Source organism: Pseudomonas sp. S1(2024), assembly GCF_046557535.1.
This window is the reverse complement of the sequence record NZ_JBKGFP010000047.1, coordinates 129,792-143,974: the sequence shown is the minus strand read 5'-3', so window position 1 is coordinate 143,974 and position 14,183 is coordinate 129,792. Positions and strand designations below refer to the sequence as shown.

Genomic DNA, 14,183 nt, shown 5'->3' with positions numbered 1-14,183 from the left:
TTGGTGGCAGTTGTTTGACAAGGTATTTCGGCTGCAGGTCGCCTGGTGGCTTCGTGCGGCCCCATTGAAGCAGGCCCGGCGCTATGTCGTGCGGGCCGTGAAAGTTAATCGACCGGCGTGGTTTCCCGTCGTCCCGAGTGGGGTGACTTCTGCTGCGCGACTCACTAGAATGCTTGCCCTTGATTCTGGAGTCGGGCTAACGCCGGCTAACGTCTGTGCAACGAGGAATATCCATGCAAGTTTCTGTTGAAAACACTTCCGCTCTCGAGCGTCGCATGACCATCGCCGTTCCGGCCGAGCGCGTCGAGAACGAAGTCAACAAGCGTCTGCAACAGACTGCCAAGCGCGCCAAGGTTGCCGGCTTCCGCCCAGGCAAAGTGCCGATGAGCGTGATTCGTCAGCGTTTCGAAGCCGATGCCCGTCAAGAGGCGTTCGGTGACCTCGTCCAGGCTTCCTTCTACGAAGCCATCGTCGAGCAGAAGCTGAACCCGGCTGGCGCCCCAGCGGTAGAGCCGAAGTCCTTCGAAAAGGGCAAGGACCTGGAGTTCGTCGCCATCTTCGAAGTGTTCCCGGAGTTCACCGTTGGCGGCCTCGAGTCGATCAGCGTCGAGCGCCTGAGCGCCGAAGTGGCTGATGCCGACCTGGACAACATGCTGGAAGTGCTGCGCAAGCAGAACACCCGCTTTGAGGCCGTCGAGCGCGCCGCGCAGAACGACGACCAGGTCAACATCGACTTCGTCGGCAAGGTCGACGGTGAAGTGTTCGCCGGTGGTTCGGCCAAGGGCACCCAGCTGGTACTGGGCTCCGGCCGCATGATCCCAGGCTTCGAAGACGGCCTGGTTGGCGCCAAGGCTGGCGAAGAGCGCGTTGTGAACGTGACCTTCCCAGAGGACTACCAGAACCTGGACCTGGCTGGCAAAGCCGCCGAGTTCACCATCACCGTCAACAGCGTTGCCGCTCCTGTGCTGCCAGAGCTGAACGAAGAGTTCTTCGCCCAGTTCGGCATCAAGGAATCGACCCTGGAAGGCTTCCGCACCGAAGTTCGCAAGAACATGGAGCGTGAACTGCGCCAGGCCATCAAGGCCAAGGTGAAGAACCAGGTCATGGACGGTCTGCTGGCTGCCAACCCGATCGAAGTGCCGAAAGCCCTGCTGGAAAACGAAGTCAACCGTCTGCGCGTGCAGGCTGTTCAGCAGTTCGGTGGCAACATCAAGCCTGAGCAACTGCCGGCCGAGCTGTTCGAAGAACAAGCCAAGCGCCGTGTGGTCCTGGGCCTGATCGTGGCCGAAGTGGTCAAGCAGTTCGAGCTGAAGCCGGACGAAGGCAAGGTTCGCGAAATGATCGAAGAAATGGCTTCGGCTTACCAAGAGCCTGAGCAGGTCATCGCCTGGTACTACAAGAACGACCAGCAACTGAACGAAGTCCGTTCGGTTGTGCTGGAAGAACAAGTTGTAGATACTGTTCTGCAGAAAGCGACTGTGACCGACAAGTCGGTCTCGTACGAAGATGCCGTTAAACCAGCACAGGCTCCAGCCGCCGCTGAGTAACAGGCTTCTCTCGTAGGAAACCCCCACAAGCCAGCCTTCGAGCTGGCTTGTGCGTATTCAAGCCATGACTATTTGGGAGTGAGCGCAGGACATGTCCCGCAATTCTTATATTCAGCAGAGCTCTGACATCCAGGCCGCAGGCGGTCTGGTCCCGATGGTTATCGAGCAGTCCGCCCGTGGCGAACGCGCTTACGACATCTACTCGCGCCTGTTGAAGGAGCGTGTGATCTTCCTGGTTGGCCCGGTAGAGGACTACATGGCCAACCTCGTCGTTGCGCAACTGCTGTTCCTTGAAGCGGAAAACCCGGACAAGGATATCCATCTGTACATCAACTCGCCGGGCGGTTCCGTCACCGCCGGCATGTCGATCTACGACACCATGCAGTTCATCAAGCCGGACGTCTCGACCATCTGCATCGGCCAGGCCTGCAGCATGGGCGCCTTCCTGCTGGCTGCTGGTGCCAAGGGCAAGCGTCACTGCCTGCCCAACTCGCGCGTGATGATCCACCAGCCGCTGGGCGGCTTCCAGGGTCAGGCCACCGATATCGAGATCCACGCCCAGGAAATCCTCAATATCAAGGCCCGCCTGAACGAGCTGCTGGCCTACCACACCGGCCAGGATCTCGAGACCATCAAGCGCGACACTGAACGTGACAACTTCATGAGCGCCTCGCGCGCGGCCGAGTACGGCCTGATCGACTCGGTCTACGACAAGCGGCAACTGGCCTCCTGAACCGGGGTGCCAGAGCAGGTAGGCGCGGAAAGCGCCTACCTGCGGACTTGAAAAAGCCCGCAATTGCCTTCATCTTGTGTTGCAAGCCTACCGGATTGGATCGATCGAATGACTGACACCCGTAACGGCGAGGACAGCGGCAAATTGCTTTATTGCTCCTTCTGCGGCAAAAGCCAGCACGAAGTGCGCAAACTGATTGCCGGGCCCTCGGTATTTATCTGCGACGAGTGCGTCGACCTGTGCAACGACATCATCCGTGAGGAGGTGCAGGAAGCCCAGGCCGAGAGCAGCGCGCACAAATTGCCTTCGCCGAAAGAAATCAGCGGTATCCTGGACCAATACGTCATTGGTCAGGAACGCGCGAAGAAGGTGCTTGCCGTAGCGGTGTACAACCACTACAAGCGCCTGAACCAGCGTGACAAGAAGGGTGACGAAGTCGAACTCGGCAAGAGCAACATCCTGCTCATCGGGCCAACCGGCTCGGGCAAGACCCTGCTCGCCGAAACCCTTGCACGCCTGTTGAACGTACCGTTCACCATTGCTGACGCCACCACCCTGACCGAAGCCGGTTACGTGGGTGAGGACGTCGAGAACATCATCCAGAAGCTGTTGCAGAAGTGCGACTACGACGTGGAAAAGGCCCAGATGGGCATCGTCTACATCGACGAGATCGACAAGATTTCGCGCAAGTCGGACAACCCGTCCATCACCCGTGACGTATCGGGCGAGGGCGTGCAGCAGGCACTGCTGAAGCTGATCGAAGGCACCGTGGCCTCGGTTCCGCCGCAAGGCGGCCGCAAACACCCGCAACAGGAATTCCTGCAGGTCGATACCCGCAACATCCTGTTCATCTGCGGTGGTGCCTTCTCGGGCCTGGAAAAGGTCATCCAGAACCGCTCCACCAAGGGTGGCATCGGTTTTGGCGCCGAAGTACGCAGCAAGGAAGAGGGCAAGAAGGTTGGCGAGTCCCTGCGTGAGGTCGAGCCGGACGATCTGGTCAAGTTTGGCCTGATCCCGGAATTCGTCGGCCGCCTGCCGGTGCTGGCAACCCTCGACGAGCTGGACGAGGCCGCGCTGATGCAGATCCTCACCGAGCCGAAGAACGCCCTGACCAAGCAGTATGCCAAGCTGTTCGAGATGGAAAACGTCGACCTCGAGTTCCGCAGCGATGCGCTCAAGGCCGTGGCGCGCAAGGCCCTGGAGCGCAAGACCGGCGCCCGTGGCCTGCGTTCGATCCTCGAAGGCGTTTTGCTCGACACCATGTACGAGATTCCTTCGAAGAAGGATGTCAGCAAGGTGGTGATCGACGAGAGCGTCATCGATGGCACTTCGCAGCCGCTGATGATCTACGAAAACAGCGAGCCGCAAGCCAAGGCCGCGCCGGACGCCTGATCCAGGCAATGGCCGGTTGATGGTTGCAAGCAAGAAGGGGCCTACGGGCCCCTTTCTGCTTTTCCTGCGCTAGCGCTTGTAATTTCCCAAGCCTGCCCCCACATTAGGTCCAAGCATCATTTCCACCGGTTTCCGGCCATAAGGCCGCTGTAGAGGCGAAATCATGAAGACCACCCTCGACTTGCCTCTTTTGCCATTGCGCGATGTCGTTGTTTACCCGCACATGGTCATCCCGCTGTTCGTGGGGCGCGAAAAGTCCATCGAAGCCCTTGAGGCGGCGATGACGGGCGAAAAGCAGATTCTTCTGCTGGCCCAGAAAAACCCGGCCGACGATGACCCGGGCGAGGATGCACTGTACCGCGTAGGTACCGTTGCCACCGTGCTGCAATTGCTGAAACTGCCCGATGGCACCGTCAAGGTGCTGGTCGAGGGCGAGCAGCGCGGTGCTGTGGAGCGTTTCAGTGAAGTGGAAGGGCACATCCGTGCCGAAGTTTCCCTGATCGACGAAGCCGACGCCGCCGAGCGCGAGTCGGAAGTGTTCGTGCGCACGCTGCTGTCGCAGTTCGAGCAATACGTGCAACTGGGCAAGAAAGTCCCAGCCGAAGTGCTGTCGTCGCTAAACAGCATCGAAGAGCCAGGGCGCCTGGTCGACACCATGGCCGCACACATGGCCCTGAAGATCGAGCAGAAACAGGAAATTCTCGAAATCGTCGACCTGCCGACCCGTGTCGAGCACGTACTGGCGCTGCTGGATGCCGAAATCGACCTGCTGCAGGTCGAAAAGCGCATTCGCGGTCGGGTCAAGAAGCAGATGGAGCGCAGCCAGCGCGAGTACTACCTGAATGAGCAGATGAAGGCCATTCAGAAGGAACTCGGTGATGGCGACGAAGGCCACAATGAAGTCGAAGAGCTGAAAAAGCGCATCGAAGCCGCTGGCCTGCCCAAGGATGCACTGGCCAAGGCCCAGGCCGAGCTGAACAAGCTCAAGCAGATGTCGCCGATGTCGGCCGAGGCCACTGTGGTCCGTTCCTATCTCGACTGGCTGGTGCAGGTGCCGTGGAAGGCCCAGAGCAAGGTGCGTCTGGACCTGGCCAAGGCCGAGGAAATCCTCGATGCCGACCACTACGGCCTGGAAGAGGTCAAGGAACGCATCCTCGAGTACCTTGCCGTGCAAAAGCGCGTCAAGAAGATCCGCGGGCCGGTACTGTGCCTGGTCGGCCCACCCGGCGTCGGCAAGACCTCGCTGGCCGAGTCGATCGCCGCTGCCACCAACCGCAAGTTCGTGCGCATGGCCCTGGGTGGTGTGCGTGACGAGGCCGAGATCCGTGGTCACCGCCGTACCTACATCGGTTCCATGCCTGGCCGCCTGATCCAGAAGATGACCAAGGTGGGGGTGCGCAACCCGCTGTTCCTGCTGGACGAAATCGACAAGATGGGCAGCGACATGCGTGGCGACCCGGCCTCGGCACTGCTCGAAGTGCTCGACCCGGAGCAGAACCACAACTTCAACGACCACTACCTGGAGGTCGACTACGACCTCTCGGACGTGATGTTCCTGTGCACCTCGAACTCGATGAACATCCCGCCGGCGCTGCTCGACCGGATGGAAGTCATCCGCCTGCCGGGCTACACCGAGGACGAGAAGATCAACATCGCGGTCAAGTACCTGGTGCCCAAGCAGGTCAAGGCCAACGGCTTGAAGAAGGACGAGCTGGAAGTCGATGTCTCGGCGATCCGCGACATCATCCGCTTCTACACCCGCGAAGCCGGTGTGCGCGGCCTGGAGCGGCAAATCGCCAAAGTCTGCCGCAAGGTGGTCAAGGAACATACCGGGCAGAAGCAGGTCAAGGTCAAGGTAGCCAGCGAGCAGTTGGAGCATCTGCTCGGCGTGCGCAAGTTCCGCTACGGCCTGGCCGAGCAGCAGGACCAGATCGGCCAGGTTACCGGCCTGGCCTGGACCCAGGTGGGCGGCGAACTGCTGACCATCGAAGCCGTGGTCATTCCCGGCAAGGGCCAGCTGATCAAGACCGGCTCGCTGGGCGACGTCATGGTCGAGTCGATCACCGCCGCGCAGACCGTGGTGCGCAGCCGTGCCCGCAGCCTGGGTATCGCCGCCGACTTCCACGAGAAGCACGACGTGCATATCCACATGCCTGAAGGCGCCACGCCGAAGGATGGCCCAAGTGCCGGTATCGGCATGTGCACCGCGCTGGTGTCGGCGCTGACGCAGATTCCGGTACGTGCCGATGTGGCCATGACCGGCGAAATCACCCTGCGTGGCCAGGTGCTGGCCATTGGCGGGTTGAAGGAAAAACTGCTGGCGGCACACCGTGGCGGGATCAAGACGGTGATCATTCCCGAGGAGAATGTTCGCGATCTGAAGGAGATTCCGGAAAATATCAAACAGGATCTGCAGATCAAACCAGTCAAATGGATTGACGAAGTCCTGCAAATTGCGCTGCAATACGCCCCGGAGCCCTTGCCAGATGTGGCTCCGGAGATTGTCGCGAAAGATGAAAAGCGCGACGGCGATGCTAAGGAAAGAATTAGCACGCACTAGTAGTTTTTGGCTGGGGGGCTTTCCTTGACAGTTTTTTCGGGGCCTTGCTATAAAGCGGCACGCTATTGTCATCAGGCCACCCAGCGCACGTTTCATAAGCTTTTCATTACATACTTAGAAACAAACTCAATAGAGAAATAAGGGGACTTAGAGTGAACAAGTCGGAACTGATTGACGCTATCGCCGCATCTGCTGACATCCCGAAAGCTGTAGCCGGCCGTGCGCTGGACGCAGTCATCGAATCCGTCACCGGCGCCCTGAAGCAAGGTGACGATGTGGTACTGGTTGGCTTCGGTACCTTCTCGGTCAAGGAGCGTGCAGAGCGCACCGGCCGCAACCCGCAAACCGGTAACGCGATCAAGATCGCTGCCGCCAAGGTTCCAGGCTTCAAGGCTGGCAAAGGCCTGAAAGACGCCGTCAACTAAGTCGTCTCTTTCAGCCGGACCCGGCCTGGCCAGGTCCGAGCACGGTGATGGCGGGGCGCAAACGTTCCCGCCTGACACGTTTGCTAAGAAAAGGCGCATCCTCGGATGCGCCTTTCTTTTATCAGGTTTCTACCCACGCTCCGCGGTTGTCGACGCAGTGGTACAACCGTTTCTGGGGGACGCATGCTGCAAAATATCAGGGACAATTCACAAGGTTGGATTGCCAAGACCATCATCGGCCTTATCGTCGTGTTGATGGCGTTGACCGGTTTCGAAGCCATTTTCCAGGCCGCCACCCATAGCCAGGACGCCGCCAAGGTGAACGGCCAGACCATCAGCCAGAACGAGCTGAGCCAGGCGGCCGACATGCAGCGCCGTCAGCTGATGCAACAGTTGGGCAAGGATTTCGACCCGGCGCTGCTGGATGACAAATTGCTGCGCGAAGAGGCACTGAAGGGGCTGATCAGCCGCAAGCTGCTGCTGCAAGGCGCCGAAGATGCCAAATTCGCCTTCTCCGAAGCCGCACTGGATCAGGTGATCCTGCAGACGCCGGAGTTTCAGGTGGACGGCAAATTCAGTGCCGACCGTTTCGACCAGGTCATTCGCCAGATGGGCTATGGCCGCATGCAGTTCCGCGACATGCTCGCCGAGGAAATGCTCATCGGCCAGCTGCGCACCGGCCTGGCCGGCAGCAGCTTCGTGACCGACCAGCAGGTCGATGCCTTTGCCCGCCTCGAGAAGCAGACCCGTGACTTCGCTTCCCTGACCTTCAAGGCCGACCCGGCCGCGGTCAAGGTCAGCGATGAAGAGGTCAAGGCGCACTACGACCAGCACGCCAAGGAGTTCATGTCGCCAGACCAGGTGGTGATCGACTACATCGAGCTGAAGAAGTCGGCGTTCTTCGATCAGGTCAAGGTGACCGACGAAGAGCTCAAGGCCCAGTACGAGAAGGAAATCGCCAACCTCGCCGAGCAGCGTCATGCCGCGCACATCCTCATCGAGGTCAACGACAAGGTCACCGACGCCCAGGCCAAGGCCCGCGCCGAAGAGATCGAGCAACGCCTGGCCAAGGGCGAAGACTTTGCCGCGCTGGCCAAGGAGTTCTCCCAGGACCCGGGTTCGGCCAATAGCGGCGGTGACCTTGGCTTCGCCGGCCCGGGTGTTTACGACCCGGCGTTCGAGGATGCGCTGTACAAGCTGCAGGACGGCCAGGTCTCGGCGCCGGTTCGCACCGAGTTCGGCTACCACCTGATCAAGCTGCTGGGCGTGCAGGCGCCGGAAGTGCCGAGCTTCGCCAGCCTGAAGGACAAGCTGACCCGTGACCTGAAGATCCCTCTGGTCGAGCAGCGTTACGTAGATGCCAGCAAGCAGCTGCAGGATGCTGCCTACGAGGCTTCGGACCTGGCCCAGCCGGCCCAGGACCTGAACCTGAAGGTGCAAACCTCCGCAGCGTTCGGCCGCGAGGGTGGCGAAGGCATCACTGCCAACCGTTCGGTCGTGCAGGCCGCATTCTCCGAAGAAGTGCTGGAGGAGGGTGCCAACAGCACCGCCATCGAGCTCGACCCGGAAACCACCGTGGTGCTGCGCGTCAAGGAGCACCGCAAGCCTGAGCAGCTGCCGCTGGAAGCCGTGGCCAAGAACATCAGCGAGCACCTGGCCAAGGAGAAGGCAACTGCCGAGCTCAAGGCCAAGGCGGACAAGCTGATTGCCGGCCTGCGTGACGGTTCCATCGCAGCGGGCAGTGTGCACGAAGGGCAGGGCTGGAAGGCCTATGAAGCAGTTACCCGCGGCGAGGACGGTATCGACCCGGCCGAGCTGCAGGCGCTGTTCCGCCTGGGCAAGCCACAGGCCAAGGACAAGCCGGTTTATGGCAGCGTCGTGCTGCGTGACGGTAGCCTGGTGGTACTGCAGCTCAAGGGTGTCAACGAAGGCGCTGCTGCCACCGACGAAGAGAAGCAGCAGATCCGCCGCTACCTCGCGTCGCGTGCTGGCCAGCAAGACTTCGCGGCGTACCGCAAGCAGCTGGAAGCCAAGGCAGACATCACCCGTTACTAAGGTGATGGATGCGTGAACGAACAGGCCGCCCAGTGCGGCCTGTTTCGTTTCTGCTGCCTGTAATGGCCTCATCGCCGGCAAGCCAGCTCCCACAGGTATCACACTTGCCTCAAGCATTGCGGGGTATCTGTGGGAGCTGGCTTGCCGGCGATGAGGCCATTACAGGCAGTACAAGGCCTAGCGTTTCACCCCTTCATAATTATCCAGCGTATCCCGCGCAATCTCCCGCCCCAGGGCAATCAGCTCCGGCGCCTTGTAGAACTCGAAAAACCGGCATACCCGTTTGGGCACGTTGATCAGTACATCCGGCGGATAGCCGGCGATCTTGTACTGCGCCAACGAGGTCTGCATGACCTCGAAGCTCTGGTTGATCAAGTCCAGCAGCGAAGCGGGCCCCACGTTGTCGATGATGAACGAGCCAGTCGCCGACTTCGGCGCGCCTTCGCGCTCCGGCGCCGCCGCCGGTTGCTGGCCTTCCGGGTTGGCGGCATCGGCCAGCCACGGGTTAGGCGGCGCCAGCCCTTCGGCGACGATTTCCTGCTCGATACGTATCAGCTCCTCCGCCGGCTTGCGCCGGAACGGCAAGCGCGAACCCAGCGAACTGAGTAGCGCATCGAAGCGCATCTTGAACGCCGCTGGGCGTTCGATCACCGGTAGCTGGTACTGCTTCTGGTTGGTGGCATTGAGGTTGACCGCGATGATCAGGTCGCAGTGGCTGGACACCACCGGCACGATCGGCAGCGGGTTGAGGATGCCACCGTCGACCAGCATGCGGTTGCCTTGCATCACCGGGGTGAACAGGCTGGGGATGGCTGCCGAGGCGCGCATGGCCTGGTGCAGGCAGCCCTCCTGGAACCAGATTTCCTGCTGGTTGGTGAGGTCGGCTGCAACCGCGGTGTAGGGGATGCGCAATTGCTCGATGTTGATCTCGCCGACGATCTTGCGGATTTGCCCGAACACCTTGTCGCCGCGAATTGCGCCGAGGCGAAAGCTGACATCGACCAGGCGCAACACATCCAGGTAGTCGAGGCTCTCGATCCAGTTGCGGTAGTCTTCCAGCTTGCCCGCGGCGTAGATGCCGCCGATTACCGCACCCATCGAGCAGCCGGCGATACAGGCAATGTCGTAGCCGCGGCGCTCGATTTCCTCGATCACGCCGATGTGTGCATACCCCCGGGCTCCACCCGATCCCAGTACCAGTGCCACGCGTTTGCTCATGAACATTCCCCGGCCAGTGCAACCATGGTCCTACAATGCACCCATCGCCACCTGTGCTTCAATGTGCATCGTGCTGAGCTACTGTAATAAAACTGGCTGGGCCAAGCTGGCTGGGCAGGGCACTTTTCAGCTGCCGGGGCGTCGAACAGCCAATGTTTTTTCCATTGAGGTATTACCGATGAAAGCCTGGATCTGCCTTCCACTGATCGCCTTGGCCCTTGCTGGCTGCGCGGGCAAGACGGCCTACCGCGAGAGTTGCGCAACCCAACTGGATGCCGCCTGGAAGGAGCTGGACCTGGCCAAGGCCGAAGGCTTTGCCGGTGCCGTGAGCTACTCCAAGGCCTTGTCGCTGCTGACCGGTGCCAAGACCCAACAGCAGTTCGAAGGTTACGAAAGTTGTACCAGAAAAGCCGAAAAGGCCCGTTTCTACATTCGTGAGTCGCGCGCCGGGCGCTGACCAAGGAGCGTCCTTCAATGTCTGCCATGCTCGATCATGTGGTTGCCCAGATAGTGGCCTTGCAGGTGCGCCTGCTGGCCTGCCGCGAGCGCCTGGCTGCAGATACCGACAGCGAGGCCTTGCATGACCTGCGCACCACCCTGCGGCGCCTGCGCAGCCTGCTGCGGCCGCTGCGTGGGCTGCCGGGGGTGGAGCAGCTGGAGGAGGCCGCCAGGTCGTTGGGTACCCTCACCACGCCGTTGCGCGACCGTGAGGTGCTGGCGGCCGAACTGATCGGGCATGGTTTTGCCGAGGCCGGGCAGCGGCGCCTGGAAGGGCGTGCCAGGACATTCGCCAGTGTTGCCGCCAGCCCCGAACTGACGCGGGTGCTGGCGATTGTCGACGCGTTTCCGCTGTTCATGCGTGCAGCCGGTCGCGAGGGCCTGGTCAAGGCGCTGGAAAAGCGCATCGACAAACGCCTGGGCAAGCAGTGGCGCAAGTTGTACCAGGCATTGCAGGACCCGGCCCACGACCGCCACCGCCTGCGTTTGCTGATCAAGCGTGCGCGCTATGGCGATGAGGCCTATCCGCAGCTCGACCATGCGGGCAAGCAGTTGCGGCGCTTGCTGAAGCAGGCCCAGGGCGATTTGGGTGACTGGCATGATCGCCTGCAATGGCTGCTGCAGGCGCGCGAGCATGCCGACCTGGCGCCGTGCAAGGTCGCCTGGGAGCAGGAATTGCACGAGGCCGAGCGCCATTCGGATGCGACGCTGGATGCACTGCAGCAGGCGTTGGCGCGGCGAAAGCCCGAAAAATGACCGAAATGCGGGCTGATCGGCATGGGTTTGCTGGCTAGGATGGGCAGACCTTATTCGCAGCAGGCAGGAGCCGGCCAATGAATTTCAACCAACTGCTCGACGCCGTGCGGGTCAACCCCGAAGCTGTATGTATCCCGCCAAGCTGGGCCCAGGGGCGCGCCGCCTTTGGCGGGCTGATGGCGGCCATGGTGTATGAAGCCATGCGCCAGAAAATCTCCGATGACCGCCCCGTGCGTTCGTTGGCCATCAGCTTTGTGGCGCCAGCCGCGGCCGATGTGCCAATCCGCTTCGATGTAGAGGTGCTGCGTGAAGGCAAGGCTGTCAGCACCTTGCTGGGCCGTGCCGTTCAAGACGGCCAGGTAGTGACGCTGGTGCAGGGCAATTTCGGTGCAGGGCGGCCGTCGGTGGTCGATGTGCCAGCCTTGCCGGCCGAGGAAATGAAAGCGCTCGACGATGCAGCTCCCGAGCTACCCCATATCAAAGGCGTTACTCCGGAGTTCATGCAGCATGTGGCCTTGCGCTGGGCGGTGGGTGGATTGCCGTTCAGTGGCAATCAGTCGCGGCAAATGGGCGGTTGGGTACGTTTGCGCGGGGTGGCCGAAGAACCGGTCAACGAGGCGCACCTGCTGGCGCTGGTCGATGCCTGGCCGCCAAGCCTGATGCCGTTTCTCAAACAGCCGGCTGCCGGCAGTACGTTGACCTGGACCATAGAATTCATGCAGCCCACGGCGCAGCTATCGACCCTGGACTGGTGCCGTTATTGCGTGGAAACCGAGCATGCGCGGGATGGTTACGGGCACGCTGCCGCTGCGTTGAGGACGGCGCAGGGCGAGTTGCTGGCCTTGAGCCGGCAGACGGTTACCGTGTTTGCCTAGCAGATACCTGCAGGCCTGCACGCTTTCCTGTAGGAGCGGCCTTGTGTCGCGAAAGGGCCGCAAAGCGGCCCCGGCAATCTTCGCGGCGAAGGCGTAAATCCGGGGCTGCTGCGCAGCCCTTTCGCGACACAAGGCCGCTCCTACAAAAGATTGCGCGTGATTGGAGCATCAATGGCGATGCTTGTGTCGTTCCCGCCAGGCCTTCCACCAGGCCCCGCTCAGCAAGAAGCGCGGAAAGGTGATGAACTGCTCGGTCAGCAGGCGTTGCACGGCATCCTTGCGGTTGGCGAAGGGTTCGGGTTGCTCGGCTTCCAGTCGGTGGCCCTGGCGTTGAAGGCCCAGGCCGGCGATCAGCGCAATGATGCCAACGGCAATCTGGCCCAGGTCCAGGCCGAACAGGCCGGACAGAATCAGCAACGTGCCAAGGATGAACAAAGGCACGGCGATCAGGTGCAGCACCAGGTTGGCCGGGTGGCGGTGATTGTGGTGGTAGCCGCGCCATTGCCAGGCGGGCAGGTTGGGCAGGCGTTTGCTCATGGGCATTTCCTCTCGGTCATGCCCAAAGCTTAGTGCGCCCCCCAGGCGGGGGCCAATCGAGGCTGGCTATGGTGACTATAGCTTGAGCTGGCCAATGGCCTTGTTCAGTTCACCGGCCAAGGTTGCCAGTTCGCTGCTGGTGGTTGCCGAGCCCACGGTCTGTTGCACGGTCTGTTCGGTGACATCGCGGATACTCACCACGGCGCGGTTCATTTCCTCGGCCACCTGGCTTTGCTGCTCGGCTGCCACGGCAATCTGGGTGTTGCTTTCGCGCATCTGCGCCACGGCACCGGTAATCTCGGCCAGTGCTTCGCCGGCCTCCTGGGCCTGGCGGACGCAGTCGTCGGCCTTGTACGAGCTCTCCTGCATGAACTCCACTGCATCCCGGGTGCCCGACTGCAGGGCCGAAACCATGGTGGTGATCTCGTCGGTGGAGTTTTGTACGCGCTTGGCCAGGTTGCGCACTTCATCGGCCACCACGGCAAAGCCGCGGCCCAGGTCGCCGGCGCGCGCTGCTTCGATGGCGGCATTGAGCGCCAGCAGGTTGGTCTGCTCGGCGATGCTGTGGATCACACTGACCACGCCATTGATCTTCTGACTGTCTTCGGCCAGTTGACGAATCATCTCGGCAGTTTGCTGCACGCCGCTGGACAGCCCGGAGATCGAGTCCTGTACCCGGCTGACCACCTCCTGGCCGCTACCGGCCAGGGCGTCGGCTGTTTGTGACAGGTCACGAGTGGCGCCGGCATGCTGGGCGATGTGGTGCACCGTTGCCGACATTTCGTTGATGGCAGTAGCGGCCTGGTCGGTCTCGCTCTGCTGGCCGAGCATGCCGTGGCGCACGTCGCTCATGCTCGCGGCCAGGCGCGCGGCACCGGAGTCCAGTTGCGCAGCGGTGTGGGCGACAGTACTGACCACGCGGTGGTAGGTCGCCTGCATGGCATTGAAGGCACCGGCCATCTGGCCGACCTCATCACCACAGGCCAACGGCACGCGGGCCGACAGGTCGCCAGTCTTTTCCACGTGCAGCATCACATCCTTGAGGGTGTTGAGCTGGCTGAGCAGGAAGCGGATCAGCAACTGCGAGGCGCCGAGCATGGCCAGCATCAGGATCAGTACGCATACCGCGTAGTTGCTGAATCGGTCGAAGAACACCTGGCGCAGGCTTGGCGACTGGGCCAGCACGGCCATTTGCTGATCACCGTTGCGCAGTACCTGCGCGCCCTGTAGCGGGTTGTTGCCCAAGAGCCGGGCGGCAGGCAGTTCGACCCAGCCTTGGGCATTGCGCAGGGCCTCCAGGGGTTCGCCCGCGAAGGTGGGCGTTTGCCCGGGCGACCAGCTGATGACATTGGCCGGGCGGGGTAGCGGCTGGCCGGCCGGCCAGGCGGCAAGCAGTTGCGCCTGCGCGGCCGCCTGGGCCTGCGCGGCCTCGGCGCGGGCGCGTTGCTCCAGGTGCACGGCATAGAGCACCAGCAGCAAGGTCGTGACAAAGGCCACTGCGTTGACGGCCCAGAACTTGTACTTCAGGGAAACATTGCTAAGCCAGGCACCCATGGGCAGGTCTTCTCTGAGTTGAGCGGGAACAAT

Annotated in this window: 12 protein-coding genes; 9 read left to right on the top strand and 3 right to left on the bottom strand. The window is 61.7% G+C overall.

Annotation, left to right across the window (positions count from 1 at the left end; translation table 11 throughout):
- Positions 1–233 precede the first annotated feature (233 nt).
- The 6 genes from tig to ACLCGK_RS13500 all read left to right on the top strand — a co-directional run bounded on the left by tig (position 234) and on the right by ACLCGK_RS13500 (position 8,712).
- Positions 234–1,547 (top strand): trigger factor, encoded by a 1,314-nt coding sequence (tig, locus tag ACLCGK_RS13525; RefSeq protein ID WP_015269696.1) that lies wholly within the window; start codon positions 234–236, stop codon positions 1,545–1,547.
- 91 nt (positions 1,548–1,638) lie between these two features.
- Positions 1,639–2,280 (top strand): ATP-dependent Clp endopeptidase proteolytic subunit ClpP, encoded by a 642-nt coding sequence (clpP, locus tag ACLCGK_RS13520; protein ID WP_003259400.1) that lies wholly within the window; start codon positions 1,639–1,641, stop codon positions 2,278–2,280.
- Positions 2,281–2,388: 108 nt separating this feature from the next.
- Positions 2,389–3,672 carry an ATP-dependent Clp protease ATP-binding subunit ClpX gene (gene clpX / locus ACLCGK_RS13515; RefSeq protein WP_013971882.1) on the top strand — a complete coding sequence of 428 codons (1,284 nt, stop codon included), beginning with the start codon at positions 2,389–2,391 and terminating at the stop codon, positions 3,670–3,672.
- Between the two features lie 163 nt (positions 3,673–3,835).
- Complete coding sequence (gene lon, locus ACLCGK_RS13510; protein ID WP_013971883.1) at positions 3,836–6,232, top strand: endopeptidase La; 2,397 nt, start codon at positions 3,836–3,838, stop codon at positions 6,230–6,232.
- Between the two features lie 152 nt (positions 6,233–6,384).
- Complete coding sequence (locus tag ACLCGK_RS13505) at positions 6,385–6,657, top strand: HU family DNA-binding protein (RefSeq protein ID WP_003259401.1); 273 nt, start codon at positions 6,385–6,387, stop codon at positions 6,655–6,657.
- 183 nt (positions 6,658–6,840) lie between these two features.
- On the top strand, positions 6,841–8,712 hold the full coding sequence (locus ACLCGK_RS13500) for a SurA N-terminal domain-containing protein (protein WP_013971884.1): 1,872 nt from the start codon (positions 6,841–6,843) through the stop codon (positions 8,710–8,712).
- Positions 8,713–8,889: 177 nt separating this feature from the next.
- Here the strand turns inward: ACLCGK_RS13500 and ACLCGK_RS13495 are convergent, their stop codons facing one another.
- Positions 8,890–9,930 carry a patatin-like phospholipase family protein gene (locus tag ACLCGK_RS13495; RefSeq protein WP_025338421.1) on the bottom strand — a complete coding sequence of 347 codons (1,041 nt, stop codon included), beginning with the start codon at positions 9,928–9,930 and terminating at the stop codon, positions 8,890–8,892.
- Between the two features lie 178 nt (positions 9,931–10,108).
- Between ACLCGK_RS13495 and ACLCGK_RS13490 the strand changes: the two genes are divergently transcribed.
- The 3 genes from ACLCGK_RS13490 to ACLCGK_RS13480 all read left to right on the top strand — a co-directional run bounded on the left by ACLCGK_RS13490 (position 10,109) and on the right by ACLCGK_RS13480 (position 12,059).
- Complete coding sequence (locus ACLCGK_RS13490; RefSeq protein WP_003259403.1) at positions 10,109–10,387, top strand: hypothetical protein; 279 nt, start codon at positions 10,109–10,111, stop codon at positions 10,385–10,387.
- Between the two features lie 17 nt (positions 10,388–10,404).
- Entirely contained in the window at positions 10,405–11,184 is a 780-nt protein-coding gene (locus tag ACLCGK_RS13485; protein WP_367245256.1) for a CHAD domain-containing protein, read from the top strand.
- A 77-nt stretch (positions 11,185–11,261) separates the two neighbouring features.
- Positions 11,262–12,059, top strand: a complete 798-nt coding sequence (locus ACLCGK_RS13480) for an acyl-CoA thioesterase (RefSeq protein ID WP_367245255.1) — start codon at positions 11,262–11,264, stop codon at positions 12,057–12,059.
- Between the two features lie 168 nt (positions 12,060–12,227).
- On the opposite strand, the gene ACLCGK_RS13475 is transcribed toward ACLCGK_RS13480, so the two are convergent.
- Complete coding sequence (locus tag ACLCGK_RS13475; protein ID WP_015269702.1) at positions 12,228–12,596, bottom strand: Mpo1-like protein; 369 nt, start codon at positions 12,594–12,596, stop codon at positions 12,228–12,230.
- Positions 12,597–12,671: 75 nt separating this feature from the next.
- Complete coding sequence (locus ACLCGK_RS13470) at positions 12,672–14,150, bottom strand: methyl-accepting chemotaxis protein (RefSeq protein WP_013971890.1); 1,479 nt, start codon at positions 14,148–14,150, stop codon at positions 12,672–12,674.
- Positions 14,151–14,183 lie beyond the last annotated feature (33 nt).